Here is a 15,371-nt window from a genome sequence, read left to right as displayed (position 1 = left end):
TATGAAAAACGACAAGTATGCAGCACTGTTCGAATCGAGAAGACCGTTTCTGATCGGCCTCGCCTATCGTATTTTAGGTTCTCTGGCCGATGCGGAAGATGCCGTGCAAGATACCTATATCAAATGGTTACATGCGGATCGCCACAGCATTCTGAATCCTGCGGCCTGGCTGACCACCGTCTGCACTCGTCGTTGTCTTGACCTGCTGCGCGCCGCGCAGCAGGCTCGCGTCGATTATGTCGGTATTTGGCTACCAGAACCCATTCAAACCGCCGTAGCCAAAACGCCCGAGCAGACGTTGGAACTCGCATCGTCGCTGTCGACGGCCTTTATGCTGTTGCTCGAAAGACTCACTCCCCGCGAGCGCGCAGCCTATTTGCTGCATGACATCTTTGACTTGCCCTACGCGGATCTCGCCATGACATTAGGTGGGGAAGAAACGGCGTGTCGTAAACTGGTGTCACGCGCGCGCGAAAAAGTTGGCCGCCCAGAGGAGCGTAAAACCCAGCCCACAGAGCGGCAGGAGGCGTTGCTTATCGCTTTCAAAACGGCGGTGGAAACGGCAGATATCGAACCCCTTTCGACCCTGTTGTCCGAAGACGTTAAGCTCAGTGCGGACGGCGGCGGTAAAGTGCCCGCCAACCTGGCTGAACTCATCGGCAAACGTGACGTGCTCGAGTTTATCGGCGGTAAATTGCCAATGTTTTGGCAAACCTATGTCTGGCAACACGCGCTCATCAATGGCGTGCCAGGCGCCTTGCTATCCGAACAAGGCCGTATTACGGCGTCTGTCAGTCTCAGCTTGAATGCCGAAGGCCGACTGGCTCAGGTATTTATCGTGCGCAACCCAAGCAAACTTTCGCAACTCGACCGTCTGTGGACAATGCCTCTGCGGTAAGAACACCTTTACAACATGTGCCCATTTTCTGGTAATACAGCGAGACGGCTTATTGACTGACAGGAGCAGGTGGCCATTTCCCGCCACGCTTAATTAGCTCGTCTCTGATGCGCTCAAGAGACGCTTTCGCCTCACTGCCGTCCTGACTCCTATTAATCAGCCGTTGCAGTTGATTGCCCATCGTCCAACCCGAGTTGCCTCTTATATCGCTATCGGCACCTTTTTCTAAAAGAAGAATGACGTGGTCATAGGAGTGATAGTCTAAAGCATCGATGAGCAACGTATCACCCAGTGAATTTCTTATATTTATATCAGCACCATGCTCCAACATGACCTCTAATGTTTCTGTGTTTTTCGCAAAGATGCTATTAAATATAATGGGTTGATTATGAACCTTATCCCTAGCATTTGGAGAAAGTCCGCCCTCTAACATAGCCTGTATCCAGATGCCTTTATCCGCCTTCATAACAAACTCAGCGGGGCTACCTGGCGTGTTGGGTTGAGGTTGTAATGGATCCACCCCTGCCTTAACCAAATCCGTAATGATCTTGAGCCGCTCTGGCGTGTTCTTGTCAAAGATAGCGTTATTTATCGCCCAGAATAATAACGTCATCTCCGCCTTGGCCGGTCGATTTAACGTTTCTTTGCTTACCGTCGGTAAAACCTTATCCAGCTTTTGCCTGTCACCCTCGTAGATGATGTTGGCGATGTCCAGCTGCTTTCCTTCAAAGTAATCTTGTGGTTGTAGATCCCTACCTTGCTTGCATCCCTGCATCACAAACATCGACAGCACCACGGTAATAATCAGAGTAATGTGCTTCATGCCGTACCCGTCCACGTCAAACGCCCGTTATTTCACCCATCTGAAAGCTAACTAATTCACAATGTTTATCTTCTCTTTAATTTTAATTAATTTTTTTATATAAGAATTATTTTTGTCTCCTTTGGCTATTTCCGCAGAAATCAGAGAAAGGAAGCTGTCATTAAAATCATCTTTGGCTAAGGGGTTAGCGCCATGAGCCAAAAGAACCTCAATGTGCTCAGGGCAACTGTTATACAGCGCATTAATTAATGGAGTTCTGTTCATAGCCCCTTTGATATTAACATCAGCTTTGTAATCTATTAGGGCACTCAATGTCTCTGTATTAACCGCTTGAAAGCTCTTGAAAATTATTGGCTGATTGTTTATTTCATCCCTTGCATTAGGCGATAATCCGCCTTCAAGCATAGCCTGTATCCAGACGCCTTTATCCGCTTTCATAACATATTCAGCCGGGCTACTTCGCCCTTCCGGTCTCGGCTGCAGTGGATCTGCCCCTGCCTTGACCAAATCCGTAATGATCTTGAGCCGCTCTGGCGTGTTCTTGTCAAAGATAGCGTTATTTATCGCCCAGAATAGCAACGTCATCTCCGCCTTGGCCGGCCGATTTAACGTTTCTTTGCTTACCGTCGGTAAAACCTTATCCAGCTTTTGCCTGTCACCCTCGTAGATGATGTTGGCGATGTCCAGCTGCTTTCCTTCAAAGTAATCCTGTGGTTGTAGATCCATACCTTGTTTGCACCCCTGCATGATGAGCGTAGACACTACCATAGTGATAATGAGTATGATTTTTTTCATATTCTTCCCTTGATTGTGGCAATGTCATCGTCTTTTTCATTTTCAATGCATTGTATCGCCTGGTCTATACCGTGCTTGTCCAGCAGTGAGCCTGTTCCACCGGAAAGCGTGTGTTTTACTCCCACTGCATCAGGCGCCAACATGGACAAGCGTTCTTTCGCCATCACCGCCGGGGGATAAAATTGGAGGTCTTTGGCATCCTCCCACAAATCAACCTCCTGCAGCTTGGTCAATAGCTCCCCCTTCACGCGATACGCCTGAATATTATCGGCGCTGCCTATAATCGAACCGCCATATTTTTCTACAGTTCCTGCATTCAGGCCTGCTGCATTAAACGTCCAAGCCGGTTTGCCGCTGGCCATGGAGGCCGCAGACGCCATGCCCCCGCCCAGCGAATGGCCAGATATCCCGGCACCGCCTTTAATTGCTTTACCTATATTGACCGCTTTCTTGTAATATTCGGAGTTAAACCCCAACCCCTGAGCGCCGTTATTTGACCAGTCACTCAGGTTTTTAATGCCTGACAAATCGCCATTCAGTAACGCTTTCTGGGCAGCCTTGCTTATTCCCTCCGGGAACTCGGGCGCACGCGATCCACGGAACACCAACGTCGGATTCATCGCTTTACCAAAGACCCTCTCATCTGGCTGATAAACCCGAGCCAGAAAGCCCGGCGTATCCTCATCGTCATAGAGCATATCTTTGCTTAAACCGAGTTTACCCAGCGCCCCATCATTGTTACTGATGTCCTTCCAGCCCTCAGGGATGTCTATCGTGTCCTTGAGTGGGTTAGTGGTCTTGTAAACATTCTCAGCCAACTTCGCCTTTTCGACCGCGACGTTGTTCTCCGCCAATCGCTGTGCCGCCATGCGCGCATCCGGGTAAATGCTGCGGTTGCCTCGCCCTATCAGGTACTGGCGTTCTTGCCAGCGTTCTGCCTTGGTCATCGGACGGATGGCCTGTACCGTGGCGGCAACGGTTGCCACTGCGGTAGCGATAGCTTGCTGCAGAGGGGGATTCCGGGTCGTATTCTGCCTCGCCGGCAGCACCGTCGGTTTTGCCCGCCGGCCATAGCGGCTGACCATTTCTTCATAGCGGGCGATCACGCGCCCAGTAGGATAAAAGGCAGGAAGAGAGCTGCCGGGATAGCGCTGTAATCGGCCTTCCGCGTCGACGTAAAACGCGTATTTGGTCGGCGTCCAGGCGCCCATTCCCTCATCAATCGCCAGCAAACCGCCCCGATTGAGATCATCGAACACGCTGCGCTTCACAGCCGCGTCCTCACGATAACCGGTGACGCCAATACCGGATTGAGTATTGCGGGTTATGGAGTACCGGCTGCTTATCGATATGCCGGCTGCGCCGCCGAACAGATAATGCCTTTCCAGCTCATGGCACGCTTGTGTCGGGGTGAGTATCCGGGAGAAACTTTCCGGCGCCGTGTGTTCAGAAAAGAGAGAGAGCAGCTTCATACGGTACCAGCCCGTACGTCGGCTCCTTGAGGCGGCGTTCCGGCCCCTTTCCTTGTCACCTCGCCGAGATTTAGCGAACGATAACGCATTGGATATCCTTATCTTGCAGGTCACTGCATGTCCGTGAATGTTCGAAAAACTAGCACAATTCAGCAAAGATTGCTTTGTTGTCTTGCTGTTCACACCGTAACACTCGGTGGAGGAAATTCATGCAGTGGCGTTTTTCGGCAGCGGCGTCTGGCAAACGCCATAGGAAAATAAATCTCAGATAAAAGTCTGGCGGAGAATCAGAAGGGATACAGAGAAAAAGAAAAATGGCACACCCGACGTTGCTGGGCTGCTTTTGCTGCGCCGGCCCAGGCCGGCGCAGCAACGCCCGTTTAGAACCGCTGTTTGATAGGTTCATCACTGTTCAGATTGCCGTTGGCCTGCGCTTCTCCGCAGGTGGTGGGGCCAAAGGCCACCACTTTGCCGTCGCTGTTTCTGAAGCCGACGTAGAACGGCGTCACGGTGCCGTTCGGCAAGCGGTGGTTATAGTCGTGGCACACGCCCTGGCCGTTCAGCGTCGGCCGGGTGGCGATCGGCGCGCCGAAATCCCGGCTGACCGAGCGCTTGTCGGCGCCGACGTAAAAGGCCTCGGCGATCTTTTGATCGCGCAACAGGCTGAAGGTATCGCAGCCGGTTAACAACAGGCTCACCGCCACAACGGCACTCCCTAACCCTTTACTCATTTTTCACTCCCTCTATATATATTGAACCTGGCGGCAATTACGCTGTTTTGCCGGGTAAACGTCGGCGAGCGCCCAAGGGCGTGCCTGCTCGCTAGAGCATTAAAAAGAGAAGCCATACAAATTAATGATTCAACGAATGAGATAACCGCCCCATCGCCGTGGAAAGAACCGAATGGAGACGCGTTACAGTTTGCGGATCACATTGCCAATCAGGCATTTCACGGCGTTGACTTGCGCCGTCAGCCCCGGCTTGTCGGCGGGAAACACGCCGTCCAGCGCCGCGGTACCGACGGTGAAGCCAACCGCATTGCCCGTCACCACGGCGGCGATGCGATCTTCGCGGTCGATAGACCCGGCGATATAAACCGGTTTGTCGACCGCATCGCACACCCGCCGAATCAACGTCGGCACGTCGCCGGCAAAGCGGTAGGCCAGCAGATCCAGCCCTGTCACGCCCGGTAAAGCGGCGCGCTGGCGGGCGCTGGCGACAATGTCTTCGATGTCACCTTCCAGCACGCTGGGATGGCCGCTGATGCGGCCGGCAAACGGATAGTAGCGCAGGCCAGACTGACGAATGATCGGCAGCACGCTTTCCGGCCGCGTCCCCCCCATCAATACATCAACGCCCAACGCCAGCGCCGCGCGCGCCGAATTCATCTCGCTTTCCTCATCCAGGCTAACCACTTCCAGATAAGCGGTGGCGCCACCGGCGTGGATCGCCTGCGCCAACTGTTTGAGTTGGTCCAGCGGCAGGCCGATATCCTTAAAGCCGATATGCTTCACGCCGGCAGCCAGCACCTCTGGTAGCCGCGCTTGCGCATCGGGCACCGTGCTGTCGTTGCGCGTCAGCATGAAAATAAACTCGGGTGTGTGCATGGTGTTTCCTTATTGTCTTCAGGTGATGTGAGTTATTGGGCGCGCAGCATTTTTTCCGCCTGCCGGAAGGCGTACAGCAGGCTGGCATGTTCCGCCCGTCCGCTGCCCGCGATATCGAACGCCGTACCGTGGTCGACCGAGGTGCGGATAAACGGCAGGCCGACGGTGACGTTAACGCCGTGATCCACCCCGAGATATTTCACCGGGATCAGGCCCTGGTCGTGATATTGGGCGACCACAATGTCGAACTCCCCGCGCCGGGCGCGCATGAAAACGGTATCGCCGGGCCAGGGGCCGCTGACGTCCAACCCCTGTTCCCGCGCCAGGGCGATGGCGGGCACGATGACGTCAAGATCTTCGCGGCCGAACAGGCCATTCTCCCCGGCGTGCGGATTCAGGCCGGCCACCGCAATGCGCGGTTTCGCTATGCCTAACGCCCGACAGGCCGTTTGCGCCAGATGAAACGCGCGCAGCTCGTTTTCCACGGTCGCCGCGTCGATGGCGTCCCGCAGCGAAACGTGAATGGAAACCAGGATCACCCGCAACTCGTCGTTGGCCAGCATCATGGCGAAGTCCTGGGTGCCCGAGCGCGCCGCCAGGATCTCGGTGTGCCCCGGATAATCGATCCCCGCCAGGCGCATCGCCTCCTTGTTCAGCGGCGCGGTGACGATACCGGCGATGCGCCCCGCCAGCGCCAGATCGATGGCGGCAACCACCCAGGCATAAGACGCCGCGCCCGCGCGCTTATCGAGCCTGCCGAGGGGCAAGTCCGCCGGCAACGCAACGCCGGCGGAATAGACGGCGGTTTCTCCTCGCGTCCAGGCCTCGTCCCATCCCGCCAGCGAGGCAGGCAGTTCGCGGATGTGCAGCTTTAGCCCCAGACGGGTCGCCGCGTGCGCCAGGGCACCGGCATCGCCAATCACTACATAAGGCGTGCTCAACGGCTCTGTGGCCGCCAGTTTGGCGATGATCTCCGGCCCGATGCCGGCGGGATCGCCCATCGTTATCGCCAGTGGCAAGGTGGAAAGGGTCATCGTTCTTCTCCTTCTCGGTCAGCGCGCAACCGGGTTACGCAGTTCAACAACGTATCGGCCCGGCCAAAACCGCCCGCCTTGGTGGCGAACGGCAGCCTGCGGCCCGGCAGATTTAACAACCCGAAAGGCACGCCGGGCTCCACCTCACCGAACAGCGTCAATGAGCCGGCCGCCATGGCGTCGACGATACGCCGCGCGGTATCGCCGCCGGTCGCCACCAGCCCGTCGAAGGCTGGCGTGCAACGGCTGACGACCGCGCCCAGCGCAGCGGCATGATCCGCCGTGGCCGCTCGCGACCGGGGTGATACCAGGCAAACCACATCGGCACGCGCAAACGCCGCTCGCACCTCTTGCGCTGCCACCTCGGGATCGGCCGATTCAGGCAGCGTGACCAGCACCACGCCCGCCTGCCGCAGGCTTGCCAGCTGGGCGTCATTCGCCGGATGCAGGCTGCCAATCGCCACCAGCACCTTGCGGGCTCTCAGCGGCGGTTGAGCGGGCGGCGCGTTCTCTTTAGGGGACAACGCACGCGACAGCGCCGCCGCCAGGCCCGGCGATCCCACCCACACCACCGGTTCGGCCATGCCGATCCGCCTCACGACTTCATCCAACTCGCCGTTGTCTGCGGCGTCGAACACCTGAAAGCGCGACGGCTCCAGCCCCGCCATTCGCTCCATGACGTAGCCGGTGACGATCGGGTTCTTCGGATCGCGCGCAAAGGCGGTCTGCTCCAGCGCGACGCCGTCGACGTATTGCCGGCCGCCCAGCGTGGTGCGGCCGGCATCCGGGAAGGCCGGCGCGACGATGGCAAGACGGCGCCCGCTGCCCGTCAGCGCCCCGCGCGTTTCCGGCCCCAGATTGCCGCGCAGCGTGGAATCCACCGTTTTGTAGATGAGGCGCGCTGGTTTCACGCAGGCGGCGGCATGGCGAAAACGCCGCTCCGCCTGCTCCGGCGAAACGAAGCGGGAATCTAAATCGAAGGCGACGATCTCAGCGCCCTGCAACGCGGCATCGGGCAGGCGCAGCATGACGCAGGCGTTCAGTCCGCGTGCGGCGAACGGGGCCGCGCCGTCGAGCGCGCTGGTAAGATCATCGGCGAGAATGGCAATCATCGCAGTTACCCGTAAGTGGAAAGTGATGCACACTTTGGCGGATTTGGCTGGCAATAAAAAACGATTTGCGTAGTATCGATGATTGATAAAAACTCAATCAAAAGGGGGCGTAGTGCGTCAACGAAGGTTGCCTAACCTGGCGGTATTACGGGCTTTCGAAGCTACGGTGCGGTACGGCAGCGTGTCGAAAGCCGCCAAATCTCTCAACGTCACCGACGGCGCCGTCAGCCGCGCGGTGCGCGAATTCGAGCAGACCCTGGGATTCGCGCTGTTTCAACGCACCAGCCGCATGGTGCATCCGACGCCGCAGGCGCAAGAGCTGGCGAGCGAGATCGGCCGGGGGCTGGACAACCTGCAGTCGGCGATCGACCGCGCCTGTCGGCATCATCAGAATCGCCCGTTGGTGATCTCCTGCGAGCCGACCTTTCTGATCCGCTGGCTGATCCCGCGACTGGCCGGTTTGCAGCAGGCGGTGGGGAAAGAGCGCGATCTGCAGCTGGTCTCCGCCGGCGGCGCTGTCGCCTTCTCGCGTGAAGGCATCGATCTGGCGATTCGCCGCAACGATTTCCCGATCGCCGATGACGTGGTCGCCCGCCCGTTCCTCAAAGAACGAGTCGGCCCGGTTTGCCGCCGGGAGCATGCCGCGACGGGGCGTGAACTGCGCGGCACCCTGCTCCACACCGAGACGCGCCCGCACGCCTGGCGCGACTGGTGCACCCACAGCGGCATCGAGATCCGGCCGGGCAACGAGCTGCGTTTCGAACATTTCTATCTCAGCCTGCAGGCGGCGGTCGCCGGCGCCGGTATCGGCATCGGCCCATTGGCGCTGGTGGCGGATGATATCGTCAACGGCGCACTGGTAGCGCCATATGGCTTTGCTGCTGACGGGACGGATTACGTGCTGATGACCCAGGCCGACGGCCAGGACGATGCAATATTCTCAACGGTATTGGCTTGGCTGGTCGCCATGGGCGAAGAAACCGAACGGGCGGTGTTGGCGAGCGAAGGGAAAGCGTAACGGGGAAAAGTCTCCGCCTGCCGCGCAGGGCAAGCGGAGTGGCATCAGGCGGCGATTACTTCTGCTCGGCCTGGCTTACGGTGTCTTCGGCTTTCCAGATGCGGTATTTTACTTCCGCGTCTTTCGGCGCATACACCACGATCGGCAGGCGGCTGTTGTAGCGCTGCATCGCGGCGTCGCCCAGGTTGGCGGCGATGAATTGCTTGGTCTTGGTGTTGTCCGGGCAAGCCATCATGGTCGAGGCCGGTTCGGACAGCTTCTCCAGCACCAGGTAATCATAGCCCCAACCGGAGAGGGTTTTGGTCTCCAGCGTACCGCCGATCATGTGGCGGTTGCAGTCCACTTCCAGCACCTTGCCGATCAGCAGCTCCACCTTGTAGTTCTCTTCATGCTCTTGCTTCGGCAGGTAGATCGCCTGGCGATTCATGCCTTTCTCGGCTTTCGGGTAAGGCGCGACCTTTTCCAGCGGCTGTTTGCTGATATCCGCATCATCGCCAGAGGTAGCCGCCATGGCGCCGGCGGAAACGGCCATCAGCAGGCCAGAAAATACAACGGATGCCTTGTTCATGTTTTATCCCTACACGTTGTCAAATAATCCGCCTATAAACTAATACACTACAGCCAAGCCCGCCACAGGTTTAATCTTCTTTACAATAGGCGTTCAATAGTGACAATCGCCTGATATCATCGATTAACCGGAGCAATGACTCAGCGTTTCTTCAGGTTGGCAACATAGGCCTTCACCACCTGATAGACATAATCCTGGCATGCCAGCCCGGTTTGCGGATCGTATTTGCCCTGATTGGTGATGTTGTTGGACAACACGCGAATGCCGACGAACGGCACCTTGAATTCGGCGGCGATCTGCGCGGCGGAGGCGGTCTCCATCTCTTCGACCGACGTCTGATAGCGGTCGTGAAAATAGCGAATGCGGTCCAGCTCGCTGTTCCACACGTCGGCCGAGCCGATCACCCCTTCCACGACCTTGCCCTGTCGGTAATCGCCCTTAACGCTTTGCGCAATCGCCAGCAGGTTGGGGTCGGCGGGAAACTGACGCAGGCTGTGCGCCTTTTTGTCCTCGCCGGCGCTGCCTTTGGAAGCCAACAGATCCATCGGCTGCCACTGCCGCGAGTCGCTGCCTTCCCCCAACGCCTTGGCCGGCGTTTTGAACGCCCCGAGATTGACCGAATATTTGCCCAGCACGATGTCATATACTTTCAGCGCCGGATCATGGCCGCCGGCGGTACCCTGGTTGATGATCGCCACCGGGTGAAACTGCGTGGCGGCGATCGCCGTGGCCGCCGCGGCGTTGGACATGCCCTTCAGCGTCTCCGACACCACCACCGGGTAGCCGTCTACGGTGCCGTGCCAAAAGCGCCAGCCGCCAATCTGCTCCTCGCGCGGGTTCTCCAACCGCTGGGCGAAACGTTCCGCCTCTACCGGCATGGCGCCCTGCACCACGATCGGCCCGACGGCCGTAGGTTGGCCAAAGCTCAGCGGGGAAAAGGCCGCACCGGCGGCCGCCAACAGTAAGACACGCGCTTTATTCTTCATCACCACCCTCTCATCCCGAAAAAAAGCAAACGATTACCTTAGCCGAAGGCGGTGGCCTCGGATAGGGTTTTCTTACCGGCGGACTAAGGTTTTCTTAAGACAGAATTATTACAGTGGCGCTATTCAATCCTGTCACCGAGCCTGCGCGTGAATCCAGAATCATCATTAAATCAATCCTCAACGGCACCGCAAATTAAGACAACCGCCCTTTACTCCCTGCCGACATCCTTTTACCGTTGGCAAGTTTTTGGCCTGCTGATCAGCGGTTTGGTGTTCCTGTGGCTCTCCCGCAACGAACAGCTGGACTGGGCGATCAGTAATTATTGGTACGATGCCGCCAGCGGGCATTTCCCGTGGCAAAACAATTATTGGCTAGACCTGATCAACCACCGCCTGCTGAAGCAAATAGTGATCGTCGGGGCGGTGCTGGCGCTGTTTTGGGGCATCTATCGCCGCAGCGCGCGCCTGATTGTCAGCATGTTGCTTCTCGGCATCGGCCCGCTGGTGGTGGGCATTCTCAAAGCCACCAGCGCGCACTCCTGTCCGTGGGATCTGATCGAGTACGGCGGCAAGGCGATGTCCTTCCCGCTGTTCGGCGCGGTGCCGGCACTGCCGGGCCCCGGTCGCTGTTTTCCCGGCGGGCACGCCTCGAGCGGTTTCGCGATCATGGCGTTGTTTTTCCTGTTTTATCCGCAGCGCCCGCGCCTGGCCTGGTGGTGCTGGTGCGGCGGTATTGTGCTCGGCATGTTGATGGGCTTTGGTCAGATCATGCGCGGCGCACATTTTCTTACCCATAACCTGTGGGCGGGTTGGTGGGTTTGGTTAAGCCAGTTGGCTATTTATTGGATGGTTAGCGGCTATTGGTGCCGCAAGATGAGGTAACGGTTATGGAGCAGTTAAACCATGTTCTTTTCGCCTGGATCAATGCGACCCCGGCATCTCCCGAGTGGATGATCGATTTCGCCACCTTTTTGGCACGCGATCTTATCATTATCGTGCCGCTGCTGATCGTCGGCCTGTGGCTGTGGGGGCCGCGAAGCCAGCTGGTTTCACAGCGCGAAGTGGTGGCGAAAACCACGATCGCGCTGCTGTTCGCCATGCTTGCCGCCTCCACTATCGGCGCGCTGCTGCCGCATGAGCGCCCGTTCGTCGCCGGCGTGGGTTATACCTTCCTGGCGCACGCGCCGGACAGTTCGTTCCCCAGCGATCACGGCACCGCCATCTTTACCTTTGCGCTGGCGTTCCTGTTCTGGCACCGAGTCTGGTCCGGTGCGCTGCTGATGATTGTCGCCGTCGGCATCGCCTGGTCACGCGTTTACCTCGGCGTGCACTGGCCGCTGGATATGGTCGGCGGTTTCCTGCTCGGCCTGGTCGGCTGCCTGTTCGCTCAGCTGGTGTGGAATCTGTTCGGCGATATCCTCGCTGACAAGCTGTCGCGCCTGTATCGCTTCCTGTTCGCCTTCGCCATCCGTCGCGGCTGGGTGAAAGAGTAACCGCACAACATGACCGGGGCGTTACCGCCCCGTGATTTCACACCACGCCGGTGGTCACACAAAACGCCCGCGTTTTTCCCGCTCCCAGCATCACTCCCGCCTCCCCTTCCGGCGCGTTCGGCCGACAGTTCGCCGGCTGGATAAAAGCCAGCAGCCGCCGGTTGCCCTGAACGGCGATGCGCCGGAGACCATAGTTGAATTGCCCGGTGGCGAAGCGCGTCACATAGCGCCGGCCTTGCGGCGCCAGCATAAAAAACTCGGCCTGATCCACGTAACGCGTCAGATCGTCAGAGCACAGCAGCTCCTGCCCGATCGCATCCCCTATCAAAGCCGGTGTCGGCAGATTCTGGCGGAATACCGCGTCGGGAATGCAATCGTAGTTGAGACAGCAAACATAGCGCAGCGGCTGCGGCCGCTCGTCCAGGTTGGTGACCTTCATCTCTATGGCGAACTGCGCGCTCTGCGCCGCCAGACGCAGCGCCGGGCCGATGCGCCAATGGCCACCCAACCGCTCGCCCTCACCGTGCAACGCCAACTCATCGCCTACCAGCTGCAGCCACACGCGCTGCATCTGTGGCGGCGCCGGGTCCTGACCCGACCAGGCGGGATAGAACGCGGCATCGTCAGCGCGCTTTTTTCCTGCGCCCCGCACGCTGCGGCGGCCCGACTTCAGTGAGTAACCGTCAAACTCGGCATCCCAGATCGCGAGGCCCTGGTACGGTAAAACCGTCAGCGCGCCACGGCTGTTCGCCAGCGTCAGCATCGGCCCGCGTTTTGCGCAGCGATGCGCACTCACCGCGAAATCCGCGTTGCGGAACAGTTCCTGCCGCTGCGTCCCGAAAGCTTCAGGAGCCAGATCGATGTTGATCTTCATCTTTTTTCCCTCGACGTTTCGCTCGCGCAGGCCGCGAGCCCTAAAATGTTATTTAAATAACAAAACAACCATCCTTAATGTATATGCATAACGGCATCATATCGACGATCTGATCGACATTTTTTAAACACCACTAGGTTTATCGGTATCGAAATGTTATTATTTTCACATTACTCACCCCGTTTACTGTCTTAACCTCACTAAGGAACCGCGATGACCATCGAAAACATCGATTACGCCAGCTACGTTGACCACACCCTGCTGGCGATGGACGCCACCGAAATGCAGATCGCCAAACTGTGTGAAGAAGCGCAGCAGCACAACTTCTATGCCGTATGCGTCAACTCCGGCTACGTGCCGCTGGCGGCCCAACTGCTGCAGGAAAGCACCGTGAAAGTCTGCTCGGTGATCGGTTTCCCGCTGGGTGCCGGTCTTACCGTCGCCAAAGCCTTTGAAGCCAAAGCGGCGATCGCCGCCGGCGCGCAAGAGATCGATATGGTGATCAACGTCGGCTGGTTGAAAAGCGGCCTGCTGGACGAAGTGAAAGCCGACATCGCCGCCGTGCGCGAGGTTTGCGCGGCGATCCCGTTGAAGGTAATATTGGAAACCTGCCTGCTCAGCGATGCGCAGATCGTCCAGGTTTGTGAAATGTGTCGCGAACTCGATGTGGCCTTCGTGAAAACTTCCACCGGCTTCAGCACCGGCGGCGCTCGGGAAGAGCACGTCAAACTGATGCGCGAGACCGTGGGCAGCGAAATGGGCGTGAAAGCTTCCGGCGCCGTGCGCGATCGCGCCACCGCCGAGAAGATGATCAAAGCCGGCGCCACGCGTATCGGCACCAGCTCCGGCGTCGCCATCGTTTCCGGCGCCCAGCCGGCGGCGGGCAGCTACTGATCGTCGGCATGCCCTGACGGGCATAGCCAATACACAACGATGCGGGACAATACGGGCGGCCAAGGCGGCCCGATATTGCCCCGCATCGTTGTGTTTAGCCGGAAATGCCGGCACGCCCTTTACCTCTATCACCTGTGGGAAGACGGACCTATGGAAACGCGGCGCGAAGAACGTATCAACCGGCTAGTTCAGGCGTTAAAACGCGCTGACAAGATCCACCTGAAAGAAGCCGCCGCGCTGCTGGGGGTCTCGGAGATGACCATTCGCCGCGATCTGAGCGCCGAACCGGCGACGGTGGTGCTGCTCGGCGGTTACGTGGTGACCGATCCGCGCAGCAACGGCGTGACCAACTACTTTGTTTCCGATCAAAAAGCCAAGCAGGTGGCGGAGAAACGGCGCATCGGCCTGCTGGCGGCGCCGTTGATCAACGAAAACGACACGGTGTTTTTCGACTGCGGCACCACTACCCCGGCGATCATTGACGCCATTGCCGACGAGCTGGCCTTCACCGCCGTCTGTCATTCGCTGAACACCTTCCTGGCGCTGCAGGACAAACCGAACTGCAAAGTGGTCCTGTGCGGCGGTGAGTTCAAGCCGAACAACTACATCTTTTCCAGCGTCGGTGGCCGCAACGAGCTCGATCACATCTGCCCGAACATCGCCTTTATCTCCGCCGCCGGCCTCAGCCTGCAGCACGGCGCCACCTGCTTCAACTTCGACGAGCTGGAGATGAAGCATCGCGCCATGGCGATGGCGCAGCAAAAGATCCTGGTGGCGGATCACAGCAAGTTCGGCAAAACCAAACCGGCCTGCATCGGCCCCCTGACGCAGTTCGATCGGGTGATCAGCGACCGCCAACCGGACGCCGACTTCATGGCGTTCTTCAACGATAACGCCATCGCTACCCGCTATTAATCCGCCTTCTGCGCCGTCGAAACCGGCGGCGCACCGCTGCAATCCCCTTATTTCCCCGCCCGGAGATGAACAAATAATGCGCAATCGATTCGCGTTTTTCGCTTATCCGCACGCAACATCAGGTTAATAAAATGCAACAGGTCACCTGAGTGATTATTTTCTCACAGGCTAAACACGCTGTCGGCTGCGCGAATTAACGACTATTTATGGCTTTTATATGATAAATCTCGCCAAAGGCCGGGATGTTTAAATAAACGGCGGTTTACGCGATTGCAGCAAATCTCGCCAATACCTGTTAGCTATCTGTTATTTATATGATGAATGGTTACGCATTTTTATCCGCTAACCACGTAAGTAATTCCCCTTCGTTATTAGCGGTGATTTTTAATAAAAAACATTTAAAAACAAATAAATGAATGGAATTTTACTTAAAAATACAATGTGATCTACGTCACTAAAACTGCTTAATCCGGGTTTTTCGCTAGATCCAAAACCACGCATAAAATATATTGCTCGGCTTGCTGCTGAGCACAGCGCTTTATCCGGCTAATTATTGTACAAACCGCATAATCGCAGAAATTTTTATGAGAGCGTTCTCAGCACAAAATCTTACACAAATGTGCAACAAATGCGCGAAAAATCGATAAAAAAGCGGATAACTGCACATATTGCGCATTTGAGAGCAGGATCACGGTTGTTTCTACTGTAAATCGTTATCTTGCCGCCAACAAAAATCGACAGGCAAAGACCTGTCGGCAGCGGTAACGACTTTTATCGCCCGTGACGGTGAAAAGTCTTTAGTGAATTACCCGGCGCTGTGCCTTGGTAATGAACACAATAAACAACCAGGGGGACGCCAAAACATCCCCGCAAGCAACACCT

General features: G+C 57.4%; 16 protein-coding genes. 6 read left to right on the top strand and 10 right to left on the bottom strand.

Features of this window, described 5'->3' with window-relative positions:
- Nucleotide 1: 1 nt before the first annotated feature.
- Entirely contained in the window at nt 2-898 is an 897-nt protein-coding gene (sigJ, locus tag QDT79_RS12445; protein WP_130017509.1) for an RNA polymerase sigma factor SigJ, read from the top strand.
- A gap of 49 nt (nt 899-947) precedes the next feature.
- Here sigJ and QDT79_RS12440 read toward each other — a convergent pair whose 3' ends face one another.
- From QDT79_RS12440 to QDT79_RS12410, 7 genes are all read right to left on the bottom strand, one after another.
- On the bottom strand, nt 948-1,721 hold the full coding sequence (locus QDT79_RS12440) for an ankyrin repeat domain-containing protein (protein ID WP_308316570.1): 774 nt from the start codon (nt 1,719-1,721) through the stop codon (nt 948-950).
- Nucleotides 1,722-1,772: 51 nt separating this feature from the next.
- Entirely contained in the window at nt 1,773-2,516 is a 744-nt protein-coding gene (locus QDT79_RS12435) for an ankyrin repeat domain-containing protein (RefSeq protein ID WP_060419791.1), read from the bottom strand.
- Nucleotides 2,513-3,988 carry a Tle-like phospholipase domain-containing protein gene (locus QDT79_RS12430; protein ID WP_308316569.1) on the bottom strand — a complete coding sequence of 492 codons (1,476 nt, stop codon included), beginning with the start codon at nt 3,986-3,988 and terminating at the stop codon, nt 2,513-2,515. The genes QDT79_RS12435 and QDT79_RS12430 overlap by 4 nt, the downstream gene beginning before the upstream one ends.
- Nucleotides 3,989-4,368: 380 nt before the next feature.
- Nucleotides 4,369-4,719 carry a hypothetical protein gene (locus QDT79_RS12425; RefSeq protein ID WP_154805957.1) on the bottom strand — a complete coding sequence of 117 codons (351 nt, stop codon included), beginning with the start codon at nt 4,717-4,719 and terminating at the stop codon, nt 4,369-4,371.
- A 183-nt stretch (nt 4,720-4,902) separates the two neighbouring features.
- The gene (locus QDT79_RS12420) at nt 4,903-5,595 is read right to left on the bottom strand and encodes a beta/alpha barrel domain-containing protein (RefSeq protein WP_063989382.1); all 693 of its coding nucleotides are present in this window, start codon (nt 5,593-5,595) and stop codon (nt 4,903-4,905) included.
- A 32-nt stretch (nt 5,596-5,627) separates the two neighbouring features.
- Complete coding sequence (gene pdxA, locus QDT79_RS12415; RefSeq protein WP_107227691.1) at nt 5,628-6,629, bottom strand: 4-hydroxythreonine-4-phosphate dehydrogenase PdxA; 1,002 nt, start codon at nt 6,627-6,629, stop codon at nt 5,628-5,630.
- On the bottom strand, nt 6,626-7,795 hold the full coding sequence (locus QDT79_RS12410; protein ID WP_154805956.1) for a four-carbon acid sugar kinase family protein: 1,170 nt from the start codon (nt 7,793-7,795) through the stop codon (nt 6,626-6,628). Before QDT79_RS12410 ends, pdxA begins: the two co-directional genes overlap by 4 nt.
- Before the next feature lie 58 nt (nt 7,796-7,853).
- On the opposite strand from QDT79_RS12410, the gene QDT79_RS12405 reads away from it, so the two are divergent.
- The gene (locus tag QDT79_RS12405) at nt 7,854-8,759 is read left to right on the top strand and encodes a LysR family transcriptional regulator (protein ID WP_308316568.1); all 906 of its coding nucleotides are present in this window, start codon (nt 7,854-7,856) and stop codon (nt 8,757-8,759) included.
- A 55-nt stretch (nt 8,760-8,814) separates the two neighbouring features.
- Here the strand turns inward: QDT79_RS12405 and eco are convergent, their stop codons facing one another.
- Both eco and QDT79_RS12395 read right to left on the bottom strand, forming a co-directional pair.
- A complete protein-coding gene (eco, locus tag QDT79_RS12400; protein ID WP_308316567.1) occupies nt 8,815-9,327 on the bottom strand; it encodes a serine protease inhibitor ecotin in 513 nt (170 codons plus the stop codon).
- Between the two features lie 140 nt (nt 9,328-9,467).
- A complete protein-coding gene (locus tag QDT79_RS12395) occupies nt 9,468-10,313 on the bottom strand; it encodes a 5'-methylthioadenosine/S-adenosylhomocysteine nucleosidase (protein ID WP_308317182.1) in 846 nt (281 codons plus the stop codon).
- A 147-nt stretch (nt 10,314-10,460) separates the two neighbouring features.
- Here QDT79_RS12395 and QDT79_RS12390 point away from each other — a divergent pair, with 147 nt between their 5' ends.
- Together QDT79_RS12390 and ybjG are read left to right on the top strand one after the other, a co-directional pair.
- Entirely contained in the window at nt 10,461-11,195 is a 735-nt protein-coding gene (locus QDT79_RS12390) for a phosphatase PAP2 family protein (protein WP_063989377.1), read from the top strand.
- Nucleotides 11,196-11,200: 5 nt separating this feature from the next.
- The gene (gene ybjG, locus QDT79_RS12385) at nt 11,201-11,806 is read left to right on the top strand and encodes an undecaprenyl-diphosphate phosphatase (RefSeq protein WP_063989376.1); all 606 of its coding nucleotides are present in this window, start codon (nt 11,201-11,203) and stop codon (nt 11,804-11,806) included.
- 37 nt (nt 11,807-11,843) lie between these two features.
- Here the strand turns inward: ybjG and QDT79_RS12380 are convergent, their stop codons facing one another.
- The gene (locus QDT79_RS12380) at nt 11,844-12,680 is read right to left on the bottom strand and encodes an aldose epimerase family protein (protein ID WP_308316566.1); all 837 of its coding nucleotides are present in this window, start codon (nt 12,678-12,680) and stop codon (nt 11,844-11,846) included.
- Nucleotides 12,681-12,893: 213 nt separating this feature from the next.
- On the opposite strand from QDT79_RS12380, the gene deoC reads away from it, so the two are divergent.
- Nucleotides 12,894-13,574: a deoxyribose-phosphate aldolase gene (gene deoC / locus QDT79_RS12375; protein WP_063989374.1), complete on the top strand. Its 681-nt coding sequence runs from the start codon at nt 12,894-12,896 to the stop codon at nt 13,572-13,574.
- 150 nt (nt 13,575-13,724) lie between these two features.
- Nucleotides 13,725-14,489, top strand: coding sequence for a DNA-binding transcriptional repressor DeoR (gene deoR / locus QDT79_RS12370; protein ID WP_308316565.1), 765 nt, complete (start codon nt 13,725-13,727; stop codon nt 14,487-14,489).
- Nucleotides 14,490-15,371 lie beyond the last annotated feature (882 nt).

It is taken from the genome of Serratia marcescens, from assembly GCF_029846115.1.
GTDB classification, from domain to species: domain Bacteria; phylum Pseudomonadota; class Gammaproteobacteria; order Enterobacterales; family Enterobacteriaceae; genus Serratia; species Serratia marcescens_L.
Note: the sequence above shows the minus strand (reverse complement) of the source record. Positions and strands in the feature narration are given on the sequence as shown.

What these genes read in the sequence shown, in the direction of transcription:
- QDT79_RS12425 (WP_154805957.1), bottom strand. Translation starts at nt 4,719, where the DNA reads ATGAGTAAAGGGTTAGGGAGTGCCGTTGTGGCGGTGAGCCTGTTGTTA.
- QDT79_RS12440 (WP_308316570.1), bottom strand. Translation starts at nt 1,721, where the DNA reads ATGAAGCACATTACTCTGATTATTACCGTGGTGCTGTCGATGTTTGTG.
- sigJ (WP_130017509.1), top strand. Translation starts at nt 2, where the DNA reads ATGAAAAACGACAAGTATGCAGCACTGTTCGAATCGAGAAGACCGTTT.
- QDT79_RS12395 (WP_308317182.1), bottom strand. Translation starts at nt 10,313, where the DNA reads ATGAAGAATAAAGCGCGTGTCTTACTGTTGGCGGCCGCCGGTGCGGCC.
- QDT79_RS12430 (WP_308316569.1), bottom strand. Translation starts at nt 3,988, where the DNA reads ATGAAGCTGCTCTCTCTCTTTTCTGAACACACGGCGCCGGAAAGTTTC.
- eco (WP_308316567.1), bottom strand. Translation starts at nt 9,327, where the DNA reads ATGAACAAGGCATCCGTTGTATTTTCTGGCCTGCTGATGGCCGTTTCC.
- pdxA (WP_107227691.1), bottom strand. Translation starts at nt 6,629, where the DNA reads ATGACCCTTTCCACCTTGCCACTGGCGATAACGATGGGCGATCCCGCC.
- ybjG (WP_063989376.1), top strand. Translation starts at nt 11,201, where the DNA reads ATGGAGCAGTTAAACCATGTTCTTTTCGCCTGGATCAATGCGACCCCG.
- QDT79_RS12380 (WP_308316566.1), bottom strand. Translation starts at nt 12,680, where the DNA reads ATGAAGATCAACATCGATCTGGCTCCTGAAGCTTTCGGGACGCAGCGG.
- QDT79_RS12435 (WP_060419791.1), bottom strand. Translation starts at nt 2,516, where the DNA reads ATGAAAAAAATCATACTCATTATCACTATGGTAGTGTCTACGCTCATC.
- deoC (WP_063989374.1), top strand. Translation starts at nt 12,894, where the DNA reads ATGACCATCGAAAACATCGATTACGCCAGCTACGTTGACCACACCCTG.
- deoR (WP_308316565.1), top strand. Translation starts at nt 13,725, where the DNA reads ATGGAAACGCGGCGCGAAGAACGTATCAACCGGCTAGTTCAGGCGTTA.
- QDT79_RS12420 (WP_063989382.1), bottom strand. Translation starts at nt 5,595, where the DNA reads ATGCACACACCCGAGTTTATTTTCATGCTGACGCGCAACGACAGCACG.